Below are 26740 nucleotides of genomic sequence, written 5' to 3'. Positions count from 1 at the left end.
GTATTATTATATACTAAAATTTTTTTTATTTAAATTTTTTTTATTTTTTTGTTTCATTAACAATATTAACAAAATTATTATATAAATTTTCTTCTAAAGCTTTTTTAATTTTCTTGTTATAAATGTCTATAGCTTTTAAGAAAGGTGAAAGGATTGTTTTACTTTCTTTGAATAAAATGTTCTTCTCATCTTCTGTAATTTTATTATCTGTAACTAATTTATTTAAATTTGTAATTAGGTTATTATCATCAGAATCTTTGTAAACATTAGCATTTATAAATTTATCAGTGTTAAATAACACTTCTCAGCCTGGAGTTACTCAATTTAAAAATGAAATCATTCCTAGTAGTAAAAGTTTTTTACCACCATTATAGTTATCATAATTAGGTTGTTTTTGACCTTTACCTAAAAATAAATAATCTCATTTTATATCTTTATAATAATCTAGAATGGTCTTAAGTTGATTTTGTACAACCTCTTTAGTTTGATTTTGTTTTTCTTCTGAATTATTTAAAAACTCATGTTGTGTATTTAATTTGTCCATTTCTGATTCAATATACTTATTAAATTCTGGAATTCCTTTATTCAGTTCTGTAAAAATTGCCGTTGCTCATTTTCCTACAGTATTTGGAATAATTCAGTTTGCAACAATTTGTTGATAATCGGTTTTCATTTTTCCAGTATTTGTATTTACCGCGGGTTCTAACAATGTTAAAAATAGCTCATTATTTGTTTTAGTGAACATATTTCCCAGAATTTCAAAAAACTTTTCGTTTAATTGTTCATTTTCATTGAATTGCATAAAGATGCTCATCAATGTTTGTATACTTTCAAAAAAGGCTTCTTCAACTGCAATTGTTAACTTTGTATATTCTTGTTTTAAAACACTAATAACATTATCTTTAATTTGCGGATTTCTTTCTTTAGCTTCATCTTCAATGTCTGCATTTAATTTATTTTCAATTTCTTCTTTGTAATTTAAATAATTTTCTGATACCTTAAATTTTTCTAATAAAGAATTAATTTGTTCAGTTTTATCTTTTGCAAAACCTGTTAATGTAAAGACTTTTTCTTTTGTAGAAACTATATCGTTAAAATTTTCTTTATTAGATCTTAACTTAATCGAAAACATAATTGTTCCATTTTTGCCATCAATAACACGGTCTTTTGATTCAAGAATAATAACATTTTGATTTTCAATATTAAAAATAAAATCTTTCAAATTAACATCTGATACTAATTGAGTTTTTTGATTTTCTTTATTATATGTCATTGTTAATGTTTCTAATAATGCATCGATTCTTTCTTGTTCATTTTGTCTATTTTGTCTTATTTCTTCTAATTTTTCTTTTGTTGCAAAACCTGAAATTATGTAATCTTTATGTTTAGTTACTGAATCATATGTTGCAGAAACTCTTACAGTTGCAGTTCCAGCATCGGAATCATGTGAAATAATTTCAAAATTTGTAATCTTCATCATTTCTGGAACTGTATCTAAAATATACTTTTTAGTAATATCTTTTTGCTTTAAGTTTTCAAAATAAGTTAATAAATTTTCTTTTGTGATAAAAGAAGATTCTTTTTGAGAAATTTCTGCGCTTTTTTTGCTTTTTACAACAAATTCAAAACAATTTTCTACATAGTTTTGTAGATTTCTTTTCTTCATGAAATCTGCTATTAAAATCTTTCCAGAAAATCTTTTTGAAACTAATGAGTTATTTGTTTTTGATCTAAATGTAAAATCATATTTTAATTTACATAAATCTGTTCATCATCCATCATCGAATGAGAATTTAGTAATTACAATTTCTAAATTTGGATTATTTGTTACAAAGTCTGAAAGTCCTAAAATTTTAGCTAATTCTTCGGTGTTGGTGAAGTATGGTGTCATGTCATCTTTAACATAAACATTTTCTGGCATGTAATTTGCTTCAGTAGGAATTTCTAGTTTATTTGCATCTTTAATCGATTTATCATCTTTAGATAAGAATTGAATTCTTAATTGTTTTGTATTCGAAGATGCCTTGCCATATTCTTCTGTTTCTTTTGAAATTGCAAAATCTATAATTAATTCACCATTGTCATTTGGAGTTAATTGTGTAATTTCTAATTTTACATCAACTAATTCTTCTTGTTTTTCTGAATTAAATTGAAAATCTTCTTTAGTGATATCAAAAGCAGATTTTTCAGTTTTATCACTTTCATTTTTTAAGATAACTAAATTATCAAAATTTAGTAAATTATTTAATCTCTCAATTTCTGCACGTTTATGTGAGTTTGCTTGAGTTAAAAATTCTGTGTAAACTATTTTTTTTGTTTCACTCAATTCAATATCTTGATTGAATTTATTATCATGAATTAAGAAATTAATATTTAGTTCTAATGTACCTTCAACGTCTTTTGCTAATAGTGTATATTCTTTTATAGCTAATCCGTTTTCGTTGTTTACACTAATTTCAAAATCTTCTTTTACAACAGAAGAAGGTAAAATATTTGCTTTCTCAGATTCTTTTTTAAAGCTTACATTTAAACCAATTTCGTTATTTAAAACTTTTTGATTATATGTTTGTTTTAAATTGTCCAAGTATTGATTTTTAGTTAAAAATCCGTTTTTAACAATTGTTTTCTTTTCCGAAATAATATTTCCGTTTTCATTGATTAAACTTTTTAGAATAAATTCAATATTAATTGTTCCTTGTTCATCGTTAGCTAAAACTAAATTAATAATTTCAATTTTTGTATTTGGAAGTGAGTTTAAATCAAAGTCTTCTTTTATAATTTCTGAAGCAAATGATTCATTAACATTTTTACTAATTAATGAAATGTCATTAATGTTCTTTAATAAATCATTTAATCTTTGTCTTTCTTCTGACTCAATTAATTCTTTAGTTTTATATCCATTTACAACTTTTCTAGCACTTTGGGTTGAAAATACATCTTGGTCTAAATCAATATCATGTTTATAAAATACAAATTCTACTATTATTTCACCCTTGACTTCATCAAAAATAAGATTTTTTACCTTAATAGAAATATTTTCATCTTCAAAAGTGAAGTTTAAATCCTGTTCAGTTACATTCTTAGGAGATCTAGAAGCCTTTGTTTCGACGTTTTTATCTTCAACAGAAACATTTAGCGTTGTAATTTTGCTATTTAATTCGTTTGTAATTGTTTGTTTTCTTCTTTGGTCAAAAACATCTCTTGTTAAAAAGTTTTCAATTGTGATTTCTTTTTTACTAGAAACTAATTCAGATAGTCCTTGTTTTGTACTTTGAATAAAATATGATAAAGTTAAAGATCCATCATCATCGTTGGCTACAAGGTTTTCAATGACTAATTTTGCATTTTCTATTTCTGTTGCAAAATTTTCTTTCACTATTAACGAAGGTTTAACTTTATCCTTTGATGAAGTTACTTTATCTTCTAAATTAATTGTGTCTAATAAATAATTTAATCTTTGATTTTCTTTATCTTTAGCTTTTTGAATACTTGTATAAAAACCATCAAATTGTTTTTTGATTATTTTTGATGAAAGATTTTTTTCTGTATCTTGTAAAAAGTAATTAACAATAACATTTCCTAATTCATCATTAAATTCAAAATTATATTGAAGAGAAAAGTCTTGAGATACTTCCTCAAAAATAAAGTTGTTTGTTATTTTTATAAAATCTGATGGTAAAGTTGTTTGTTTATTATCTTCTCTGATAGATAAAACTATTTTTTCTGCTTCTTTATCAATAATGTTTCTATAACTTTTAAAATCTTCGAAAGTTTTTGAAATCTTTTTTGAAGATATTCATTCATTAATTCCTTTCTCTTCATCAATAAATAGAATTTCAAAATAGTAATTCAATGTTAAAGTACCATTAATATCATCAGATACTAAAGGACCATCAGTTCTGAAAATAAAATTATCTTTCTTATTTGAAATTTCGAAATTAGATAAATCAATTTCTGAAGGAAAAACATTCTCTTTGTTCACATCATTTTTTAATGAAACAGAAATGTTATTAATTTCTTCATTTAGTTGTTTTCTTTGTTTTTCTATTTCTTTTTGTTTTAATGTTTCAGCACTATTATCTTGAAAAGTACATGAAGCTGATAACAAACCAAAGGAAATCGCTGGTAACATTGCTAAAATTTTATTTTTTATTTTTTTCATAATTGCCTTTCTTAAAGCTAGAAATAAAAAGCACAAGTTTCTTTCTCGCACTTTTTTATAATTAAATTATTTTAATGATTCAAGAAGTGAAGGAAGATCTGTTGCTAATGTATTTTTGAATAGGTCGATAGATTCTTGTAAAGCTTGTTGTAATAAGTTATAGATAGGTCTTATAACTTCTTTAACTTTGTTAATATCTTCTTCAGACATTTTTACTGATTGTAAAACAGCAACTGCGTCTTTTTTAGCTTCAGAAATAGTGCCTAATAATTTTTCAAAAGTTTTATTGTATCCTTCGTCTGTTAGTTTAGAAAAATCAAATTTTCTTAAGTTATCAGATAATTTCTTGAATGAATTGTCTTCACCTGTAAATTTATTATTAACAGCAGTAATTAAATCATTTAATTGTGCAATGTTTTTTGTTGATTCATTAGTTTTTAAAATGTCAAATACAGTTTTTGCATATTTTCCAACTTTTGTACCAACTGAAACTAATGTATCAGCAATACCATCTTTTCTATTAATAAATTCTTTAATTTTTTCAATAGTTAAAAAGTTTTTAACTGCTTGAACACCTGAAGAAATTTTTCCAGTTTTTGGATCTTTATTATATTCTTCTAAAGAACCTGCTTGAATTTCTGCTAAAATTTCATCTAATTTACTTGTACCTTCAGCAAAAGCTGCTTTAATAGCTTTAATATCTTCTTCAGAGAAAATTTTCTTAATTTCAGCATTTGTTAAAACTTTGTTAATAATTGATTCTTTAGAATTGTTGTATTTTTTGTAAAATGCTTCTTTTTGTTCAGCAAATGTTTTCTTAACACTTGCATCACTAATTAATTCGACTTGTTCATCAACTTTTTGTAATTTTTTTTGTAATTCAGATTTTTGATCTGGTGCTGGTTTAGATTCTTTAGCTAAAAGAGCTTGTTGAATTCCGTATGGAACTAATGTAAAACCTAAAACAACAGCTGCTCCACCACCAACTATTGATGCAATTTTTAATGATTTCTTCATAATTTTAGTCTTTCTTTTTATATTTTAATTAATTATATTTTGTTAATCTTAAGTTGATATATTAAATTTATATATCGAATTTTATTATACAGGATTATATATATATATATATATTAATAGTAAAAATTGCAAAAAATGTACAAAATTTGTACAAAAAAAATAAAAATATAGGATAAAACCTATATCTATTTAGCGTTTTTCATTGAACGCATTACATTTCTAATTTGTGCTTCTGAAGCCTTACGTCCCATTTGTTGGAACATAACTCTTATCATTTTTTCATTAATAGGTGGGTTCTCTCTTAATTGCTTTTCAAATTTCTTTTTAGTAATAAAGATGGCTGCAATAGCACCTATGGCTGCAAATAATAAGGGTAAAATAACTAATAAAACAATTCCTCATGTAGGCATATTTATTTTCCTCTCTTTACAATTTTTTTAACTATTAACAATATAATGATAGGTATAACTAGAAGAATTAAAATACTTAAAAAGAAAACTTTTGCTCAAAACTTATGTGCAGCTGATCTTTCTTTTGATAATTCTGTATAGTTCATTACTTCATTTCCAAAAAACATTTGGATATCTACCATTCTCTTTTTACGATGAATAGTGCCGATAATGAATAAAAATAATACCATTAGCATTATACCACAAAGAATATAAACAACAAGGTCTGGATTAGAGAATGTATCATGAATTCATTTTTTAAAATTTAAAACGCTTCATTCAACATCTTTTAATGCTCAAAATATTAAAGTAAATAATCCGACATAAAACAAAATAGCAACAACTAATCATGTTCTTCTAACTTGTTTTCTCATTAATTTTTCATATAAAGAAATAACAAATGGCGGCGTAAAAGTAATTCCTTCACTCAACTGTTCCCGATAATACTCAACAGATTTTTTTATTCCATTTAGTTCAATAGCATCCATTATGAATAAAACTAAAGATATAACCCCAAATAGAACCGGAGCAATATATCATCCTCAAGGAACTTTTGTTGCACCTTCAGTTAAGAAATTACTGAATAAAGTTGGATAGAAAGCAAAAAGTAAAGATAATGTTAATGAAGTAATTAAAGTTAAAGAAAAAATTATGAGATTAAAACTTTTAATATTCTTTTCACTTCGAAATACTTTATAAATTCCGTTAGGAATTATTCCTTCGGGATCTAATGTTTTTCTAATTTTTGAACTTATTGACTTGGTTTTAATTTCAATATCAGACATATTGTTTGTAACCATTGTTTTTTCTTCAATTTGTTTAATATTTTGCCCTTCACTTGTAATAAGCGGTTTAATATCCATGAAAAACACCTCCTTTTATTTTTTATTATTTGAATTGTCGGTTTTTAAGATTGCTAAGAATGCCTCTTGGGGAACCTCAACACTACCTATTTGTTTCATACGTTTTTTACCTTCTTTTTGTTTTTTAAGAAGTTTTTGACGTCTAGTAACATCTCCACCATATAATTTAGCAGTAACGTCTTTTCGATATGCTTTGATTGTTTCCCTTGCTATAATTTTACCCCCAATTGCGGCTTGTATTGGAATTTCAAAGTTTTTTCTTGGAACTACCTCTTTTAATTTTTCAGCAAGTTCACGACTTTTGTTATAAGCAAAATCACGATGTGCTATTAAAGCAAGTGCATCAATTTTTTCACCATTAAGCATAATATCAACTTTTACTAAGTCACTTTCTTTTAAGCCAATATGTTCATAATCAAATGAAGCGTAACCTTTTGAATAACTTTTCATTAAATCAAAAAAATCAAAAATTGTTTCATTTAATGGCAATTCATAAATAAGTCTACGGCGTTTATCATCTAAATATTCTATATCGATATATTTACCACGTTTAGATTGACATAATTCCATAATTGGACCTATATATTCTTCAGATAACATGATTGAAGCACGAATATATGGTTCTTCAATTGTTTTAATAAGACTTCGGTCAGGAAATAATGAAGGATTGGTAATGTATTCAACTTCGCCATTTGTTAATGTTATAACAAATTCAACAGATGGCGCAGTTGCTAATATATCAAGATTAAATTCTCTTTCTAATCTTTCTTGTAAAACATCCATATGAAGCAAGCCTAAAAAACCAATTCTAAATCCAAAACCTAATGCTTTAGAAGTTTCAGGCTCTCAAACAATAGATGAATCGGATAAGCTAATCTTCTCTAAAGCATCTTTTAACGCATTATAGTCTCTAGTGTCAATTGGATAAAACCCGGTGTAAACAACGGGTTTCATTTTTTTATAACCAGGCAACGGAAATGCCACTTGATTATTAAGTAATGTTATTGTATCTCCAACTGCTACATCCTTTACATCCCTGATAGATGCGGCAATTCATCCAACTTCTCCGGCAGACAATTTTTCTCTTTTTTCTTCTTGTGGATTTTTTACCCCAAGTTCAGTAACAGTATAGGTTTTTTTAGTTTGCATGAAATAAATTTCATCACCAACTTTAACCTCTCCATTAAATATACGTGTATAAATAACAATTCCACGATAATTATCAAAGTAACTATCAAAAATTAAACCTTCTAAAGGTTTATTTGGATTAGCCTCTTTTGGGCTTGGAATTCTTTCAATAATTGCTTCAATAACTTGATCAATATTCATTCCAGTTTTTGCTGAAATTAAAATTGCATCAGAAGCATCTATGCCAATAATATGTTCAATTTCTTGTTTTACACGGTCGGGGTCTGAACTAACTAAATCTATTTTATTAATAACAGGAATAATTTCGAGATTATTTTCAATCGCCAAATAAACATTAGCTAATGTTTGAGCTTGAATTCCTTGTGTAGCATCTACTAATAAAAGTGCACCTTCACAGGCTGCTAAACTTCTACTTACTTCGTATGTAAAGTCAACATGTCCTGGGGTATCAATTAAGTGAAAAATATAATCTTTATACTTAATTTGAACGGCGTTTAATTTTATTGTTATTCCTCTTTCTTGTTCAAGGTCCATTGAATCTAAAATTTGAGGTTTGGATTCACGTTTAGTAATTGTTTGTGTAAATTCTAAAATACGATCGGCTAATGTACTTTTACCATGATCAATGTGAGCAATTATTGCAAAATTTCTAATTTTTGGATTTGTCATATTTTTATAATTATATTTATAAAATATAATTTTTTATAAATATTTTTTAATCTCTTTTTAATATTAATCTTATATAATACTTTTATGCTCTATGTTTTATACAATTCTTTATCTAAAAGTGGAAAAAATCAAAACAAAATTTATAAGATTGTTTCTTTAGCGGTTAAAAATATTAATGATCCAATTTTAAATGTCTTAGATGTGGTTAAAATAAAAAATTACAAGAAGCTTTTAGAAAAAATTAATGATGAAGACAAAATTGTAATTATTGGTGGTGATGGAACTTTAACTCACATCACCAATATATTACGTCTAGTTAAAAATAATCCTGAAATTTATGCTTATAAAGCTGGAACGGGAAATGATTTTTTAAGAAATATTTCCGTTAATAAAAACGTAATAAAAGTCGCACAAAATCTTTACAAAATCAATCCTTTTATTAAAAACTTGCCAATTATTAAATCTAATAATTTAGAAAGAAGTTTTTTAAATGGTGTCGGCTTTGGAGTTGATGCATTAATTGCAAAAACTACAAATGATAAAAAAGATAATAATGAAAAAACTTCATTTTTCAAAGTGGCAATTGCTTCATTGAAAAGATATAAAAAATTACAAAATATTAAAATAACAGTTGATGGGAAAGAATATATTTATAATAATGTTTATTTAGTATCTATTATGAATGGCCCCTATTATGGCAAGGGTATGAAAATAGCGCCAAGGGCAAATTTATTATCTGATAAACTGTGCGTGATTGTTGTTCATAGCATGAAACTTGCTAAACTTTTAGCTGCTTTTGCTTTAGTTTATAGTGGGCTACATACAAAAATAAAGAACGTTGAACAATTGTTTGGCAGAGAAATAAAAATAGAAAATATACCAAGTAATTTTTCACAAATAGATGGCGAGATTTTTGACACAGGTAATGTTATAGAATTCAAAAAATAAGTTATAGTTTTAAAAAAATATTTGGAGCTTCCAAATATTTTTTTAAAACTATCTTCGTGATGCAATAGTAATTAAAATTGCACTAAAGAAAATCAATAATGAAATAATTATTCCGGCTATTGAAAGTCCTTTTCCAGAATTGTAATTTGGCGATTTAAAGAAACCGATAATACTAAAAATAAAACCTAATAATGGAAGAAAAAAAGCAAGTATAAAACCCGCAACTGATCAAGGGTTTGATTCTTTTTTTTGCAATTTCATTAGTAGAATTATTGCTATTTACGTGGCTGTTTTTTGATGTTGTATCTTTATTAAGATTACAAAATTCTGAATCTTTTTCAACATCAATTAAATTTGCACCGCAGTATGGACAAAATGAAGCACTATTATCATAAACTTTTTTACATTTTTCACAAAATTTCATATTTTTTCCTTTATAAAAATTAGTTATTTCTTAATTATAGCATTATGAATAACAATGAAACTAATTTGATAAAAAAGAAAAAATTTTTGTTTAAATTTTGTTGTTTTTTAGAATTAAAAAATTTGGGAAGAACCCAAATTTTTAAAAACTCGCTGAAACAGCACCTATTGTCCCTGCTGCTAGAAGGATTATAATAAGTATAATTGGTAGTAAAGAAATTATAAGCCCTGCTATAGATAAACCTTTTCCACTTTTTGTTGCTTTTGATTTTACTATACCAACTATACTAAAAATAAGTCCTAGTAATGGGAAGAAAAATGCAAAAATAAATCCTAAAATAGCAAATACATTACCCTGTTTTTCTTATTTTACATATATTTTTTGTTGTTGATAATTTTCTTGAGTTTTATTTTCTACATAGATTAATTTTGAACCACATTTATTACAAAATGTAGTATTTTCGTCAAAAACATTTTTGCATTGTTCGCAAAGTTTCATATTAATTTTCCTTTTTTTAATTTGATAAATTGATTTTTGATACTTTTTCTTATATCATTTTTTATTATATGCATTTTATGTATATTGTATAGTTATTGTAAAATTTGCAAAAAGCTACAAAATTTGTACAAAAAAAGATAGGCAAACCCTATATTTTTATTTATTTTTCGCTTTTAAAAAGTGATAGTGTCAAATTTTATAATACTTAATAATAAGGCTAAACTAATTTAGTCTTTTAGCTTGTTTTCTTTCTTTTGGTGTTAAAATCATTTCAAAATTTTTAATTGTATTTTGTTTTTGATTCTTTTTTTCAATTAATAATAATACGATTTTATGAACAAAGTAAATAGGAATTAAAACTAATGGTAACCCTAGTCCATAAGCTATTAATGTTGGAGAATTTGATAATTGTTCATAGCCTTTGAATACAATACTTATTTTATTAATAAATGCTACTAGTAATAAAAAGAATAATGAAAAGATAACTGAAGCATAAACTTTTCAATAATAAAACGGATTAGACATAATGACTGGTCTTTTAGACATTAAATTTATTGAATTAAATGTGGCAGTTATTCCTAAAACTAAAAATGCTATAGTTGAAGCTGCTCTTATTATGTTTTCGCCACTATCACCATTATTTTTTGCCCATAAAGCACCTAAATAATAACCTACCATTGATAGTATTCCAATTAGAATTCCTTGTCATAAGGTATTTCAACCCATCCCATTAGCAAAAATAGATTCATATTTTGAAATAGGTCGTTTATTCATATAATCTTCTTTTGAATTTTGAAGACCTAATGCTATTGCAGGAAATCCGTGAGTAAATAAATTAATTCATAACAACTGAGTTGCTGAAAGAATATAAATTTCTTTACCTTTTAATTCGCTTCAATCTTTAAAAACAAATTTAAATATTAATAATCCTAGGAAAACAAGAATAACTTCAGCGATTGATGTTATTAGCAAGTTTTGAATTACATTTTTAATTTTTTGATATATAGAACGACCGTTTTTTACTGCTGAAACAATTGTTGTGAAATTATCATCTGCTAAAATCATATTAGCAGCTTGTTTTGAAGCTTCTGTTCCAGTAATTCCCATAGCGCAGCCAATATCTGATGCTTTTAATGCTGGTGCATCATTTACTCCATCACCCGTCATAGCAACAACTTGGTTTCTCTTTTGTCAAGCGTTAACAATTCTTAACTTATCTTCAGGTTTAACACGAGCATAAACTGAATATTTATCAATATTATTTGTTAGTTCATCATCGCTAATTTTTTCTAATTCAAGTCCGGTAATAGCTAAATCACCATCGTTATAAATATTTAAACTTTTTGCAATTGCAATTGCTGTATTAATATTATCTCCAGTTATCATAACAGGTTTAATTCCTGCTTGGCGACAAACTGCTATTGCATCTTTTGCTTCTTCTCTTGGTGGATCGATCATTGCAACCAAACCATTGAAAGATAAATTATTTTCTAAATAGTTTAGTTGATAATCATTATCTTTTAAAAATAACTCATCAAGTTCTTTTTTACTAATTTCTTTTGAAGCAATTGCTAATACTCTATAAGCCTGATTAGCTCATTCATTATTAACTTTTAATACTTTTTCTTTATTATTATTTTCAAGTGTAGTTTTATTAATTAAAACGTCAGGTGCACCCTTAACAATAACCATAAATTTATCATTTATTTTATTGATTGATGTCATTAATTTACGGTCTGAATCAAAAGGTCAAACATGAATTCTTTCATATTGTAAAACTAATTCAGTCTTAGTTTTATATTGCGAATATTTTTCTAATTCATATAAAAATGAAACTTCAGTTGGATCACCAACGGGTTTGTATTCATTATCTTCAAATGATAAATTAGCTTCTGAACATAATGAACCAAACTCAATTAACTTTAAATAATTGTTATTCATTTGTGAATTTGTTAACTTATCATTTTCCAAATTATATAAATCAATAATTGTCATTTTATTCTGCGTTAAAGTACCTGTTTTATCTGAACAAATAACAGCACAACTTCCTAATGATTCTACAGCCATTAAATCCTTAACGATAGCTTTTTTCTTAGCCATTCTTTGTACACCAATAGCTAAAATAATCGAAGTGAATGCAATTAATCCTTCAGGAATTGCGGCAACAGCTAATGAAACACCATTAACAATTACTGTACTTCAGAAATATAATTCTTTATAATGGGCGGTATTTGGAATAGCAAAAAGAATTTGCATTAACATACTTCCTAAAAATAGCGCAATACCAACATATCCAAAAATTTTACCTAACTTGTTAATTTTAAGTTGTAATGGACTCATCGCCTCTTTTTGTTGACTAACAAGAGCAGAAATTTTACCTAATTCAGTTTGTGAACCAATATCACTAACAACATAATAGGCGGTTCCTGTTGCTATTATTGAAGATGAATAAAGCATAAATTTGCGGTCAGCAAGTGGCAATGAAAAATCTCTTTTTGATAAATAATCTTTTTCAGAGCGTTCACTTTCTCCGGTTAATGAAGATTCAATTGCTGAAAGATTTGATGAAAACAATAAATATCCATCAGCAGGAACAACATCTCCAGCCTCTAACATTACAACGTCTCCAATTGTTACATCCTTAGAGTCAATCGAAACCAAAACACCATTTCTTACAACTTTTGCCTGTAATGGATTTAATTTGCTTAAAGCATCAACTGCTTTTGCTGATTTTATTTCCTGTATCGCACCAATTAAGGAGTTAGTTAATACAACAAATAAAATAATAGAAGGTTCAACAAATTCAACTACTAATTCAGAATTAAAATTTCAGTTGTGTCTTGAACCACTAATAATTGCAAAAATATAAGACAATAAAGAAGCACATAATAAAATAATTACCAAAACATCTTTAAATTGTGATAAATAAACTAAAAAAGGATTAACTTTTTTCGTTTTCTTTAACTCATTTAATCCATATTTTTTTTGTCTATTAATAGCTTCTTCGTTTGTTAGACCTTGTTTTAAATTTGTTTCTAACATATTATCTTCTATTTTTGGATACTCTTCAATTTTTTGTTTTTTCATGTATTACTCACTTTTATTTTATAAGTTTATTTATTTAAACAATTTTACCTTATTTTTACTTATATTCAAAATAAAAGAAAATAAAAAAAAAGAACTGGCACTTATTATTAAGTACCAGCCTTTTTTATGCGAAAAAATTTATTAACGAGCTGTTTCGTATGAGTGTAGAACTAAGTTGTTTAATTCTTGAGCTTCTTTAATGTCAGCGATTACACATGGGCAGTATTCTTCTGCTTTACATGGGCAGTATTCGCCAGCTAGAATTTTTTCGTATTTTACTTTGTTTGCTAAAGCAATTTGTTTTTCAATTGGAGTTGAAGCAAACATAATTACCATGTAAACAACGAATAGACCTGAAGTAGCACCGTAACCAATTAGATCTGGAGTTAATGTTGCTTTAGCAGCATCATCACCTTGGAAGTATTGTGCTAATGTTAATCCTAATGATACAAATGGGTCTAACATTTTGAATAATAGGGTAACCATAACCATGATTACAGCTGTAATACCAGCTCAAACTGTGTGTTTGTTCTTTTGAACAGCGATGAAGTTTTTCTTTCTGTTTTCTAGAGCACCAACGATAGCTAGAGCGATGAATACGAATGCAAATACAGCCATTCAGTCAGCCATTAAGTCTGAGAATGATAATAACTTACCAATGTTGTATCCATAAATATTATCTCCATCTACGCCTCAGAAGTCAATGTAAGCGTATGATCCGATAACTGTGAAGATAACCATAAATGGTAATGATAAGAATAAACAGAATAGAGCACCAACGATAGGTGTTTTACTGTTTTTCATGTATCTGTAGGCTTTAGCAGGAATGAAGATTTCCCCTTCCTTAACTAAGTCTTCTACGAAACGAGTTGCTCACATTGAGAAACCGTTTAGAACCCCTAGAACACCACAAGCGATAAATACGTTTAGTAAACCAAATGCTCATCCATGACCTTTTTTGTCTAATAAACCACCAAAGTCGTAGAAACCACCTGATTTAGCACCTAATGACATAGCAGCAGCTATAATTACATAAATACCAGTCATTGAGAATAAACCAATAACTAGGGCAGCAGGAGTTTTTTCTGGGTTCTTCATTTCTGATTGAATACCAGCAGAAACGTAGAATCCGTCAAATGCAAAGAAGATACCAGCTAATGATCCAAAAATACCTAATACTGGTGTCATTTTTAAGAATGATGTAGATTCTTTATTAAATAAACTTTCTTTAGTAATAGGTGTTCAAATTTCTTCTCCAGCACCTAAACGTTGTGCAAAGAAGATAAATCCAATAATAACGATAGCTACTAAAGGAATGAACTTAACTGATGTGATTATTAAGTTTTGAATGTTTCCTGCACGTCCACTTAGACCTGCTGAGAATAACATTCATAATGTTAATACTAGTCCAATAACAAAGTATAGTCATGGAGCTGATGTAGATCCACCAAAGTTTGTACTTAAGCCAAATCCACCAACAGCGTCTTGGAATTGAACTATTACATAGTAAGGCATAAAGAAGTATGTAAATGGTAGATATAGGTAAGTCATAAAGAACTTGTTAGCTTTGTAAATTGCTAAAGTGTTAAATGCCTTAGATCAACCAATCATACCTAAGTTGTCGTTACGTCCTGAAGATACTTCAACTAGAGCTAGAGCTAAAGTAACTACAGCAAAACCAGCAATTAATCATGTTACTAATGCTAAAGCGATGTTTCCTGCTGAATATTCTAGAACGTTTTTAGATCTTAGGAATATACCAACACCAATTGTAGCACCGATAACAACCATGATAGCTGCAAAGAAACCAATTTTTTTCTTTGAGTCTGAAGTAACAACCATTTGTTCTTCGGCCATAATATTTCCTTTCATATAAATAATAAATAAAATTCGAACTTTAGATACACCAACATTTATATGTCTTATGTCCCACAACAGATGTATCCAAGTAAAATTATATTATTTTTTTTAAAATGTTAAAATTATTGTTAATTATAAGGGCTTTTTTATAAATAAATTTTGAAATGGAGTATATAAAATTGAAAAAAGTTATATTTGTTGTTGATATGTTAAAGGGTTTTTGCACAATTGGCCCTTTAGCAAGTAAGGATATTAATAATTTGGTTCCAAACATTGCTGAATTTTTAGAAAAAAACAAAGAAGAAAGGATTGTTTTTTTATGTGATTCACATTCAAAAGACGACATTGAAATGGAATCATATCCAGTTCATTGCTTAAGCGATACTGAAGAATCTGAAATTGAAGATTTATTAAAACCTTTTGCCAAGGAAATTATTAGAAAAAATACCACAAATTCTTTTCTAGCAATTAAAGACAAATCAATTTTTGAGAATTATGACGCTTTTGAAATTGTGGGATGTTGCACAGATATTTGTGTTTTACAATTTGCTTTAACTTTAAAAACATATTTAAACTCTGTTAAGTTAAACAAGGATGTTGTTGTATTCAAGGATTTAGTAGATACATTTGATTCTGAAAATCATAATAGAAAAGAGTACCATGAATTTGCTTTAAAATTAATGACAAATGGAGGAGTAATTATTAAATAAAAAAGGCTTGCAACTATAAAAAGTTGTAGCCTTTTATTCTTAAGATTTAATTATTTTTGCGTGTTTATTTCTTTTATATTTTGATTCAATAAATTTTACTAAATAACCTATTCCACTCATAGCACTTCATAAAGTAAATACACCGATAAAAGTAAATGGAATATATAGAATTGTTAATACTCAAGGTTTTAATTTTGCTAAGAAATCAATATTTGAAACCATAGGGTTTGGTTTTCTATGACTCATATTAAATAAATTTATTCCTTTTGCTCATGAAAATTTTTCGTTGTCTCTTAATTGATAAATTATTTCATTTCCAATAATTGCAAAACTATATAAAATTAGAAAAATAACCGAAGCTGCTAAAAAGTTTTTTCAATGATATCTAACAATATGTCTTATTGTTAAAAATAAACCTAAAGAAAATAATAATGAATGATAAATTATTGAGTGAAATGAAATAAACCTATTTGTAGTAAACACATCTCCGGGATAAAACATTACAAATCCACCCATTCATAATGTATAAATTCCCAGATAAGATAAGATTCCTTCACTAACTTTTCCTTTGGGAATGAATAAGTATATTGGAATAACATATAATGGGGTTGAACATAGAACATAAGGAAAAAATGAATGTTTATTATAAATATCATATACTCATGTTTTTGTTGTACTATCATTATGACCAATTGCTAATAATTGTTTTAAAATTTCTATAACAAATAAAACTGCTCAAAAAATTCCAATAATTGTTTTGAGTTTTCAAAGTGCGATTTTATTATCTTTATCTTTTTTAATAAAAATTATCATTAAAGTAGCTAATAAAATTGAAGCAGCTAAGAAAACTAAATGAAATCAACCATATGCTTTAGGACGTTCCCAGGTTATACTTAATCCTTCAATAAATTTATACATTGTTTTTTCCTTTACTTTTAATTTTGTTTTTAAGTTATTTTAAACTTTTTTTATAGAATATTCATTATTAGTTTTTTTAATCAATCAAAAGTTCAAAATTTGTTGTTTTTATCTTAATTTAAATAAAAAAACTATAAAACCTTCTTTATGCTGTTTTATAGTTTTTTGTCATTAAATGATATGGCGGGCAATAAGGGATTTGAACCCTTGCGAGCTATTAACTCCTAACAATTTTCGAGACTGTCCCCTTCGGCCACTTGGGTAATTGCCCATTTTATAATTTATTTCTTTACTTAAAAATAAATTATAAACTAAATAATATAAAAAAGTTTAAGCCTTAAAAAACTTAAACTTTATTTTTTATTTATGATACTTAATATTTTTTTTAATTGCCAAACCACGATAAATTTGTTCAATTAGCATTAGACGAAACATTTGATGTGGAAAAGTCATTTTTGAAAAAGAAATTTTATTATTAAATCTACTTTCATCAACACCATTTGATCCACCAATGATAAAAGTTAAATTATCTTCAATAAAAAGATCTGAAAATTCTTCACTAGTCATTTGTTTTCCTTGTAATGATAAATAAATGACTTTTGAATTTTTTGGTATTTTACTTAAAATTAATTCAGTTTCTTTAGCAATTTTTATTTCAATATTATCATTAACAACTTCTTTAATTTCAATTAAATTTATTGTTGCTAAAAAACTTATTTTTTTAATATAAGAATCATATATTTTTTTATTATCACTACTCAGTGATCCAACTGCTATTAAATTAATTTTCATAATTATTTTTTACGGTTATTTAAATAAAACATTAACATTTGAATATCGGCAGGATTTATTCCGCTAATACGTGTTGCTTGTCCGATTGTTGTTGGACGAATTTTTTCAAGTTTTTGTCTTGCTTCAGTAGCTAAATTATCTACTAGAGAATAATCAATGTCTTCAGGCAATTTTAAGTTTTCCAAACGAACCATTTTTTCAGCAGCACTTTCTTGTTTTTTTAAATATCCAAATAATCTAACTTGAATAGTAATTTCATTAATATATGGATAATTTTCACCAAGAATATCAACTGGGTCTACTTCTGGGTTTGAAAGTAATTTTAAGCATGATTGTCCATTAATAACATTATATTTAATTCCCAAGTCACTTTTTGAAGAAACATATTGATTTTTTAACTCTTCAATTTTACTTTGAATATCTTGATATTTTGTGATTACTTTTTCATACTCATCTTTAGTGATCATTTTATTATCATATGCATATTGAACTAATCTTTCATCAACATTATCGTTTCTTAGTAATAAACGATATTCTGCACGACTAGTTAACATACGGTAAGGTTCTGTTGTTCCTTTAGTAACAATATCATCAATTAAAACTCCAATGTAGGCATCGCTTCTTTTGATTTCCATAGAATCCATATTTTGAATTTTATTTGCTGCATTTATTCCAGCAATTAATCCTTGAGCAGCGGCTTCTTCATATCCACTTGTTCCATTAGGTTGACCAGCTGAAAAGAAGTTTTCAACTATTTTTGACTCTAATGATTTATATAAATTTAAAGGATTAATAGCATCATATTCAATAGCATAACCATATTTTTGAATGCGACAATTTTCTAAGCCAGGAACAGATCTAATCATTTCATCTTGAACATCAACTGGCATTGATGTAGACAATCCATTAATATACATAATGTCACCTTTGGAAGTTTCAGGTTCAAAAAAGACATGATGTGAATCTTTATCTTGAAATCTAACAATCTTATCTTCAATACTTGGACAATATCTTGGACCTACCCCAATAATAATTCCCGAATATAATGAACTTTTATCAAGATTTTTTAAAACAATTTCTTTTGTTTTAAGTGTTGTGTGAGTTAAAAAACATGAAGTTTGTTCATCTAATTTTATATTACTTCTGCTAGAAAAACATAATTCTGTTTTATCTAAAATTTCTTTTTCTACTTTCGAAAAATCAATACTATCTGTATAAATACGACAAGGGGTTCCAGTTTTTAATCTTTGAATTTCAAAACCATATTTAGCTAAATTTTGTGATAATGTTGAACTATTTTTTTCACCATCAGGACCATCGTTTTTGATATCTTTACCACGTAAAATACGTGAATTCATATAAACACCAGTAGTCATAACGGTAGCTTTTGCAAATAAATCGCCATTTGCTAAGGTTTTAACACCAATACATTTTTTATTTTCAACAATTAAATCAGAAACTTCATCCTCAATTAAAGTAATATTTGATTCTTTCTTAATTGCTTCCAAAATTATTTCTGAATATTTTTCTTTATCAATTTGTGCACGCAGTGATCATACAGCAGGGCCTTTTGAGGTGTTAAGCATTTTAATTTGAATCATTGCCATATCAGCAAAAATACCCTGTACTCCTCCCAACGCATCAATTTCACGGGTAATAATCCCTTTTGCTGATCCACCAATTGAAGGGTTGCAAGGTAACATTGCTAGTTTGTTAGTGTTTAAAGTAATTAAGGCTACTTTTAGATTTCTTTTTGCTAATGCAAAAGTTGCTTCGATTCCGGCATGTCCACCACCAATTACGATAGCGTCATACTTATTATTCATTTTTTATACTACTTGATTTCTTTTAATATTTTTTCAATTCTTGCGGCTTCTGGTTCCACTTGATCAATTAAAAATACTAATTCTGGTAATTTTTTGTATTTTCAACTTTTAGCGACAACAGAACGAATAAATGGTGTCATTGAAGTCACTTTGTCAAAGTATCTTTCTTTATCTTTAAATAAAGTAATATATACTTTGGCGTGTGAACCGTCATTTGATAAAATAACGTCGTTGATGGCGATGTTTGTTACATCAAAATCTTTTAATTCAAAAAAACTATTTCCAATTAATTCTAATAATAATTGGCTTTTTCTTTCATGTGCAATTCTGTTCATATTAAACTAATACATCCTCATAAAATTTTAATTCGTCATCTACTTCTATTTTATCAAAATCTTTGATGTGAGTACCAAAATCGAAACCTTTTTCGACAACTTTAACATCATTCTTTTCTCTTTTAAGAGAACTTATTGAACCTTTATAAATACTTTTACCTCTTCTAAACACTTCAACCTTACAAAATTCTTTCGCTTGTCCTTCTAACATTTTACATCCAGCAATTGTTCCGACTTTTGAATAAAAGAATAATTGAATAACGCTTGCAAGCCCAATTTGTCTTTCTTCATAAACTGGTTCTTTTAATGTATTCATGATTGCTTCTAATTCTTCAACTATTTTATAAATAATGTTGTGTGAAGCAATTTTAATTTTCTTATTTTCAGCTAATTTTTTAATTTCGCTTGATGCATTAATATTAAATAAATAAACACGTGAATTTGAAGTTTCTGCTAATAATAAATCAGCTTTAGTTAATTCACCAGCTGTTGCACGAATAACATTAAGTGAAATTTCATCATTTTTTAATTTAGATAAAGTTTGCTTAATTGCTTCAGCTGTTCCTTGAACGTCAGTTTTAATAATAATATTTAAAGTTTTTTGTCCGTCTTTAATTGAGAATGAATTTTTTTCACTTAATTCTTTTTGCTTATTAATAAATGATTTTTCTTCAGCTAATTTTTTAGCAAATTTTTCATCACTAATAACAATAAATCTATCTCCAGATAATGGATTTTTATTTAAACCTGTAATTACACAAGGAGTTCCAGGTAAAACTTTTGTTAAAGGTTTACCTTCAACTGAAGTTAAACTTCTAATATTTCCATATTGACCACCAGCAACGATAAAGTCACGTGGTAATAATGTTCCGTTTTCAACGATAACTGTTGAAACAACCCCTCTTCCCTTATCAATTTTTGATTCAATAATAGTTCCAAATGGATCACGGTTTAAATTGGCTTTTAAATCTAATAAATCAGCTTGCAAGAAAATTGATTCTAATAATAAATCAATATTTTGGTTTAACATAGCAGAACCATAAATGAATTGGTTTTGTCCGCCTCATTCTTCACAAACTATGTCGTGTTCACTTAATTGATTTTTAATTCTTTCAACATCAGCTCCTGGTTTATCCATTTTATTAACGAATATAATAATTGGCACATTAGCAGCTTTAGCATGATCAATTGCTTCGACTGTTTGAGGTTTAACACCATCATCAGCGGCAACTACTATAATAACAATATCGGTAACTTTTGCACCTCTTGAACGCATTTCAGTAAACGCCTCGTGTCCTGGTGTATCTAAAAATGTTATTTTTCTTCCATTATATTCAACTTGGTAAGCTCCAGTATGTTGGGTAATACCTCCAAATTCAGTTGAAAGAATATTACTTTTTCTAATTTGATCAATTAATGTTGTTTTACCATGATCAACGTGACCCATAATTGTAACAATAGGTGGTCTTGAAAATAGATCTTTAGGATCATTAATAACTTCTAATTTATCAAATAAATTCTCAGCATCAACAGTTTCTTCTTTTTTAAAGTCAAGATCATAATTTAAACATAACTCTGCTATTTCTTCTTCATTAAGGAATGTGTTAATTGTTTTCATAATTCCTTTTTTAAAATAGTAAGTTAATACTTTAGCAGCAGTTTGGTTAATTTTATTACTAAAGTCACCTACTGTCATTGGTCCACTAAAAATAAATACACCGTCTTGAACTTTTGTTTCAACTGTATTTAATTTTTCCTTAATATTTTCTACATTGGAAGTTCTTTTATTGTTTTTTTGCTTAGCCATTTATTCACCTCGTTTCTTAATTTTTCATATACTGACTCTTCAATATTTTTTCTAAATGCTTTATTTAGTAAATGTTTTTTAAATAAAGTTTCTATTTGTTCTTGATTATCAAGACAATATGTTCCGCGACCTTGCATTTCTAAGTTTGGATCAAAATAAAATTCATTATTTATTTTTGCAAATCTCACAAGTTGACTAACAGGATAAATTTTTCCATCAACTATTGATTTACGACTATATTTTTTATCAGTCTTCATTGTCTAAATCACCTAAATCAAGATCTTCTAATCCAGCACTTAAATCGTCGTCCTTCTTAAAGTCCTTCATTTTAGTTGATGTAATTTTTTCATAGTCAGCTTCGATTTGAGCTTTATCTTTAATTTCTACTTCTTTAATATCTTCTGAATATACATCTAATAAGTCATCAATTTCTGAATCAGAATTATTAAGTTCATTTTGCATATCTAATCATGTTTTTTCAATATCTTCATCCGAAATTGAATCATATAACTGTTTTTCAAAAACTTGATCAGTTTGTTGGGCTTTTTGTCTAAGTTCTGCTAAATCCTGATCAAATTCTGAAATATTAAATGTTGAATCTAAAATTGAATCATTTGATTTTCTAGGATTTTTTCTTGTTGTAATTGATTTAAGGTTAAGTCTTTTACCTTCATATTTCAATTTAGCTTCTTCTTCAGTGATATTAGCATTTTCAAATGAATATTTAATTTGTAACTGATCTGCTTGATCTTGACTAATAATATCTAAACGACTTCTTGTTAGTTCTGAAGCTAATCTAACGTTTTGACCTTTTTTACCAATTGCTAATGTGTGGTGTGCATTTGGAACAATAACAGTGAAACTATTAAATTGTGGAGTTGAATCTTCTTTTTCAATAATGTCAATTACTCTTGAAGGACTAACAGCATTCATAACAAATTTTTTCTTATCATCGTTATATAAAACAACGTCAATTTTTTCGTTTTTTAATTGTTTAGAAATTACTTCGATTCTTTCAGAGTTTTTGCCAATTACTGTACCTAATTCTTCTAGTGCAAATGGTGCACTTTCAGTTTTTCTAATTGCAACTTTTGATCTTTCGCCAGGTATTCTAACAACTTTAACAATTTCTACATATCCGGCAGCAACTTCAGGAATTTCTTGTTCGAATAATTTATTTAAAAGTTTTGATTCTACAGAAGAAACTAAAACTTGTGCGTTTTTAGATTCAGGTTTAACTTCTTCAATATAAACATCTAATAAATCACCAGGTCTTAAATTAGCTAAAAGTCTCAAGTTAGTTGTTGATGGTGGCATATATGCAACTGTCCCATCATAAAATTCCATTAATGTTCCAGTTTTAGTGATGTTAGTAATTTTTGCTTTAACAATGTTTCCAATTAATTGACTATATTTTTCAAAAGTCATTTGTTTTTCTAATTCTCTAATTTGTTGGTTAAAGATACTTAGAATTTTTTGATAATCTCTTTTGTGAAATCTTTCAAAATCTATTTCATCAGAAATCATGTCGCCTTCTTCTGCAGAAGGGTTAATTTCTTGTGCTTCTTTTACTGTTATCTCTATGCATGGACAAAAGTTATCTTTTTCTTCATCAGTTTTAGGTTCTTCAGTAACAATTTTGGTATGGTTAATGATTTTAAATTGTTTCTTATCACGATCAATAATAAACTCAAGTTCAGCATCAGGATCATATTGGCCAAGAATAACCTGTTCAACTGCTCCTTTAAATAATTGAATAACTGCTTCTTCATCGATTTTTTTAATTTGTGAAACATTATAAATAGCATTAAATATTTGACTTGCTTTTAGTTCTGATTCACTTGATTTAACACTCATTTTTTTCTCCTTTTATGTATATTTAATTGCAAAAAGGATCGGCTTACGCCAACCCTTTTTAATCTTAATTAAAAACAGTATGAATTAATTTTAATATATTTTTGCCTTTTCTAAACAAAAAAGGTGTTTAATGTGCAAAAAGTGCTTTTATTTTCAAATTATTTTGCCTTGGATTTTATTGTTATTTCTATCGATATCGATAATTTTAATATTTAAGTTATCACCAATTGAAACTAATTCGCTTGGGTGATTAATAAATTGATTATCAGTTTTTTTCATATTTTTAATATGAATTAAAACATTTTCTTTTAATCCAATGTAAGCAAATACACCAAAATTAGTAATGTTTTGAACTTGTCCGATAATTTCTTGTCCAACTTGAATGTCTTCAAATTTTAAGATTTTTTCATTAACAATAAAACCAGGCTTGTCTTCTCTAATATCTTTCCCTGGCATTAATAATGAATCGATAATCAAATCAATATCATATTGACTTACGCCAAGCTCTTGTGCTAATTCTTTTTTATTAGTTGATAGTAAAACTTCTTTATCAATATTTTTTAAATCTAAAGATAATTCTTTAACTATACGGTCGGCCAAATTATATAAGTCAGGGTGAATATTTGTTTTATCATAAAAAACTTTTGAATCATAAATTCTTAAAAAACCAACAGATTGTTCATAAGCTTTTGGTCCTAAACCTTTAACCTTTTTTAATTCAATTCTAGATTTAAAAGAACCATTTTCATTACGATAATCAACAATATTTTGTGCTATGGTCTTTGATAATCCTGAAACATATTCTAGAATATATTTAGTTGCTGTATTTAAATCAACTCCAACCATATTAACTGCCTTATCAACTTTAAATGATAATTTGGATGCTAATTGTTTCTGGTTAACATCATGTTGATATTGACCAACTCCTAATGATTTAGGGTCAATTTTAATTAACTCATTTAATGGGTCTTGAAATTTTCTCCCAATATTTATTGCTGATCTAAATTCTAATTCAAGATCAGGAAATTCTTCTTGAGCAATTTTTGAAGCCGAATAAACTGATGCTCCTACTTCACTTACGATAGCAAATTTTGTTTCTAAATTTAAGTTCTTTTCTCTTCTTAAGGTTAATAATTTATCAACAAATTCTTCTGTTTCACGGCTGGCGGTTCCATTTCCAATTACAATTAAATCAACTGGGTATTTATTTAAAATTTGATTCATTTTTTTAACTGCTTCAATAAACTTGTCTTTTGAACTTCCGTGAGGATAAATGATGAAACCTTCTAAATAATTTCCATTTCCATCTAACATAGCACATTTGCAACCATTAGTATAACCTGGGTCAATTGATAAAATACTTTTATTTTTAGTAGCAGGAGATAATAATAAATCTTCTAAATTTTGTGCAAAAATTTCAATTGCTTCTTTTTCTGCTCTTTCAAATAAATCTGTTTTAATTTCTCTTATGATTGAAGGAAAAATTAAGCGATCTAAGGCATCTTTTATTGCTTCATTAACAATTTTTGCAGTTCTTTTGTTAATAAAAAACTTGTTATTTAAATAATAAATAATTACTTTTTCATTAAACTCTATTGTATATGACAATATCTTTTTATCTTCTCCACGAGTGATTGCTAAAACACGGTGGTTCGGAATACTTTTAACTCTTTCACTATAGTCATAATATTGTTTAAATGTTTCTTTCTCATCCTCAGTGTTTTTCTTTTTATTTACAATACTTCCATAATTAAATAATTGACTTTTTACATATTCACGAACTGAAATGTCTTGAGAAATATTTTGGGCAATAATAAATTTAGTTTGTTCAATAACTTGCTCAGTATCTTTTAAAGTATCACCATTAACATATTTGTTTGCTTCACGATAAACATTAAAGTTTTCTTCTTTATTAGTCATTATTAAATCAGCTAGTGCGCCAAGACCTAAAGCTAAAGCTTCTGTTGCTTTTGTTTTCTTTCCAACTTTAAAAGGTTCATAAATATTTTCGACTTCTTGTTTAGTTTGTGCTAAATCAATTTTCTTACTAATTTCAGGATCTAAAAGTTTCTTTTCATCAAGAACTTTTTTAACATAATCTTTTCTTTTTAAAAGTTCAACATCATATTCATATAGTTCACTAATTTGTGCAACTTGTTCCTCATCCAATCCACCAGTTATTTCTTTTCTATAACGAGAAATAAAAGGAATTGTCGCCCCTTCATTTAATAATGCAAGAGTTTCTTTAACTTGTTCCTCCTTAATATTTAATTTTTTCGCAACGTTTTTTATTGATATATCAACCATAATAATTCTCCAGTTTTTGCTATTGTGATTATAAGTATTTTAAATTATAATGAAAATAATTTTTTCTCTTATTTTTCCTAATTTTTTTTAAGATAACTCATTTATAATTTTATAAATAAATCTTAAAAGTTAGAGGGGGATTTAATATGTTAAAAATTGGTGTAATTGCTGAATTTAACCCATTTCATAATGGTCATATTTATTTATTAAATAAAATAAAAGAAAAATATCCTAACTCTAAAATTATTGTTGCTTTATCATCAAACTATACACAACGAGGTGAAATAGCTTGTGCTTCTTTTACTCAAAGAAAAAAAATATGTAAAAAATATGGAGTTAATAAAGTTATTAAGCTGGGTTTTGAAACCTCAACGCAAGCAGCCCATGTTTTTGCTAAAGGGTCAATAGAAGCATTAAATAATGCTGGAATTGATATATTATTTTTTGGAACTTCAGATAGTAATGATATAAATAAATATATTAAAGCAGCAAATCTAATAAAAGAAAATGAACCTATTTATAACCAAAATGTTAAAAAGATTTTAAAAAGTGGCAGGTCTTTTATTTTTGCTTGTTACGAATCATTAAAATTATTTTTAAAGGAAGAAGAAATACCACAAGATATTTTAGGTTTTGAATATACAAAATATATTGTTAATAATAATTTAAATATTAAACTTGATTGTATTCAAAGATCTGTGGCACATGGCACAGATCAAGTAAATTCATTTTATGCTTCAGGAACTAAATTAAGAGAAATGATAAAAAATGGCGAAGATATTTCAAAATACTCACCATTAGTTATTAAAAAAGTAAAAAGAATTGAGGATACATATTCAAAATTTCAGAAAATAGTTCGAAAATTACCTGCTAATAAATTATCTAACATTAAACTTGTAAGTGAAGGAATGGAAAATCTATTTAAGAAAAATATTGAGGCTAAAACTTATCAAGAATTTATTGATCTTTGTACATCTAAAAGATATACTAAATCAAGAATTCAAAGAGTATACTTATATATTTTAAAAAAGAGATTTAAGAAAATGTAGCCTTGCTTTTTGA

General features: G+C 26.8%; 20 protein-coding genes and 1 tRNA gene. 3 read left to right on the top strand and 18 right to left on the bottom strand.

Features of this window, described 5'->3' with window-relative positions; genetic code table 4:
* Positions 1-40: 40 nt before the first annotated feature.
* The 5 genes from ACQW0Y_RS01010 to lepA form a co-directional block, all read right to left on the bottom strand.
* Positions 41-4162 (bottom strand): lipoprotein 17-related variable surface protein, encoded by a 4122-nt coding sequence (locus tag ACQW0Y_RS01010; RefSeq protein ID WP_427867347.1) that lies wholly within the window; start codon positions 4160-4162, stop codon positions 41-43.
* Between the two features lie 66 nt (positions 4163-4228).
* Complete coding sequence (locus ACQW0Y_RS01005) at positions 4229-5179, bottom strand: variable surface lipoprotein (RefSeq protein ID WP_427867346.1); 951 nt, start codon at positions 5177-5179, stop codon at positions 4229-4231.
* A 185-nt stretch (positions 5180-5364) separates the two neighbouring features.
* A complete protein-coding gene (locus tag ACQW0Y_RS01000) occupies positions 5365-5589 on the bottom strand; it encodes a YneF family protein (protein WP_427867345.1) in 225 nt (74 codons plus the stop codon).
* 2 nt (positions 5590-5591) lie between these two features.
* Positions 5592-6491: an MSC_0882 family membrane protein gene (locus ACQW0Y_RS00995; RefSeq protein WP_427867344.1), complete on the bottom strand. Its 900-nt coding sequence runs from the start codon at positions 6489-6491 to the stop codon at positions 5592-5594.
* Positions 6492-6506: 15 nt separating this feature from the next.
* Positions 6507-8309 carry a translation elongation factor 4 gene (gene lepA / locus ACQW0Y_RS00990; RefSeq protein WP_427867343.1) on the bottom strand — a complete coding sequence of 601 codons (1803 nt, stop codon included), beginning with the start codon at positions 8307-8309 and terminating at the stop codon, positions 6507-6509.
* An 84-nt stretch (positions 8310-8393) separates the two neighbouring features.
* Between lepA and ACQW0Y_RS00985 the strand changes: the two genes are divergently transcribed.
* A complete protein-coding gene (locus ACQW0Y_RS00985) occupies positions 8394-9257 on the top strand; it encodes a diacylglycerol/lipid kinase family protein (protein ID WP_427867342.1) in 864 nt (287 codons plus the stop codon).
* A gap of 48 nt (positions 9258-9305) precedes the next feature.
* Here the strand turns inward: ACQW0Y_RS00985 and ACQW0Y_RS00980 are convergent, their stop codons facing one another.
* The 4 genes from ACQW0Y_RS00980 to ACQW0Y_RS00965 all read right to left on the bottom strand — a co-directional run bounded on the left by ACQW0Y_RS00980 (position 9306) and on the right by ACQW0Y_RS00965 (position 15123).
* A complete protein-coding gene (locus ACQW0Y_RS00980; protein WP_427867341.1) occupies positions 9306-9518 on the bottom strand; it encodes a hypothetical protein in 213 nt (70 codons plus the stop codon).
* 526 nt (positions 9519-10044) lie between these two features.
* A complete protein-coding gene (locus ACQW0Y_RS00975; protein ID WP_427867340.1) occupies positions 10045-10179 on the bottom strand; it encodes a hypothetical protein in 135 nt (44 codons plus the stop codon).
* A gap of 222 nt (positions 10180-10401) precedes the next feature.
* A complete protein-coding gene (locus tag ACQW0Y_RS00970) occupies positions 10402-13266 on the bottom strand; it encodes a cation-translocating P-type ATPase (protein ID WP_427867339.1) in 2865 nt (954 codons plus the stop codon).
* Positions 13267-13407: 141 nt separating this feature from the next.
* The gene (locus tag ACQW0Y_RS00965) at positions 13408-15123 is read right to left on the bottom strand and encodes an APC family permease (protein ID WP_427867338.1); all 1716 of its coding nucleotides are present in this window, start codon (positions 15121-15123) and stop codon (positions 13408-13410) included.
* A gap of 182 nt (positions 15124-15305) precedes the next feature.
* Between ACQW0Y_RS00965 and ACQW0Y_RS00960 the strand changes: the two genes are divergently transcribed.
* Positions 15306-15836, top strand: coding sequence for a cysteine hydrolase family protein (locus ACQW0Y_RS00960; RefSeq protein ID WP_427867337.1), 531 nt, complete (start codon positions 15306-15308; stop codon positions 15834-15836).
* Between the two features lie 39 nt (positions 15837-15875).
* On the opposite strand, the gene ACQW0Y_RS00955 is transcribed toward ACQW0Y_RS00960, so the two are convergent.
* The 9 genes from ACQW0Y_RS00955 to ACQW0Y_RS00915 all read right to left on the bottom strand — a co-directional run bounded on the left by ACQW0Y_RS00955 (position 15876) and on the right by ACQW0Y_RS00915 (position 25678).
* On the bottom strand, positions 15876-16754 hold the full coding sequence (locus ACQW0Y_RS00955) for a hypothetical protein (RefSeq protein WP_427867336.1): 879 nt from the start codon (positions 16752-16754) through the stop codon (positions 15876-15878).
* Between the two features lie 181 nt (positions 16755-16935).
* Positions 16936-17025, bottom strand: a tRNA-Ser gene (locus ACQW0Y_RS00950).
* 89 nt (positions 17026-17114) lie between these two features.
* Positions 17115-17546, bottom strand: coding sequence for a 23S rRNA (pseudouridine(1915)-N(3))-methyltransferase RlmH (locus tag ACQW0Y_RS00945; RefSeq protein ID WP_427867335.1), 432 nt, complete (start codon positions 17544-17546; stop codon positions 17115-17117).
* A 2-nt stretch (positions 17547-17548) separates the two neighbouring features.
* On the bottom strand, positions 17549-19372 hold the full coding sequence (gene mnmG, locus ACQW0Y_RS00940; RefSeq protein WP_427867334.1) for a tRNA uridine-5-carboxymethylaminomethyl(34) synthesis enzyme MnmG: 1824 nt from the start codon (positions 19370-19372) through the stop codon (positions 17549-17551).
* An 8-nt stretch (positions 19373-19380) separates the two neighbouring features.
* A complete protein-coding gene (gene rbfA / locus ACQW0Y_RS00935; protein ID WP_427867333.1) occupies positions 19381-19707 on the bottom strand; it encodes a 30S ribosome-binding factor RbfA in 327 nt (108 codons plus the stop codon).
* 1 nt (position 19708) lies between these two features.
* Positions 19709-21514, bottom strand: a complete 1806-nt coding sequence (infB, locus tag ACQW0Y_RS00930; RefSeq protein WP_427867332.1) for a translation initiation factor IF-2 — start codon at positions 21512-21514, stop codon at positions 19709-19711.
* Positions 21475-21771, bottom strand: coding sequence for a YlxR family protein (locus ACQW0Y_RS00925; protein ID WP_427867331.1), 297 nt, complete (start codon positions 21769-21771; stop codon positions 21475-21477). Before ACQW0Y_RS00925 ends, infB begins: the two co-directional genes overlap by 40 nt.
* Positions 21758-23371 carry a transcription termination factor NusA gene (nusA, locus tag ACQW0Y_RS00920; RefSeq protein WP_427867330.1) on the bottom strand — a complete coding sequence of 538 codons (1614 nt, stop codon included), beginning with the start codon at positions 23369-23371 and terminating at the stop codon, positions 21758-21760. The genes ACQW0Y_RS00925 and nusA overlap by 14 nt, the downstream gene beginning before the upstream one ends.
* Positions 23372-23518: 147 nt before the next feature.
* Positions 23519-25678: a helix-hairpin-helix domain-containing protein gene (locus ACQW0Y_RS00915; protein ID WP_427867329.1), complete on the bottom strand. Its 2160-nt coding sequence runs from the start codon at positions 25676-25678 to the stop codon at positions 23519-23521.
* Positions 25679-25824: 146 nt separating this feature from the next.
* Between ACQW0Y_RS00915 and ACQW0Y_RS00910 the strand changes: the two genes are divergently transcribed.
* Complete coding sequence (locus ACQW0Y_RS00910; protein ID WP_427867328.1) at positions 25825-26727, top strand: nucleotidyltransferase; 903 nt, start codon at positions 25825-25827, stop codon at positions 26725-26727.
* The last annotated feature ends 13 nt before the right edge of the window (positions 26728-26740 follow it).

Origin of the sequence: Mycoplasmopsis arginini, assembly GCF_965278885.1 — a bacterium.
Classification (GTDB): Bacteria; Bacillota_I; Bacilli_A; order Mycoplasmatales; family Metamycoplasmataceae; genus Metamycoplasma; species Metamycoplasma arginini_B.
The sequence above is the reverse complement of the archived record's forward strand: the minus strand, read 5'-3'. Positions and strand labels throughout refer to the sequence as shown.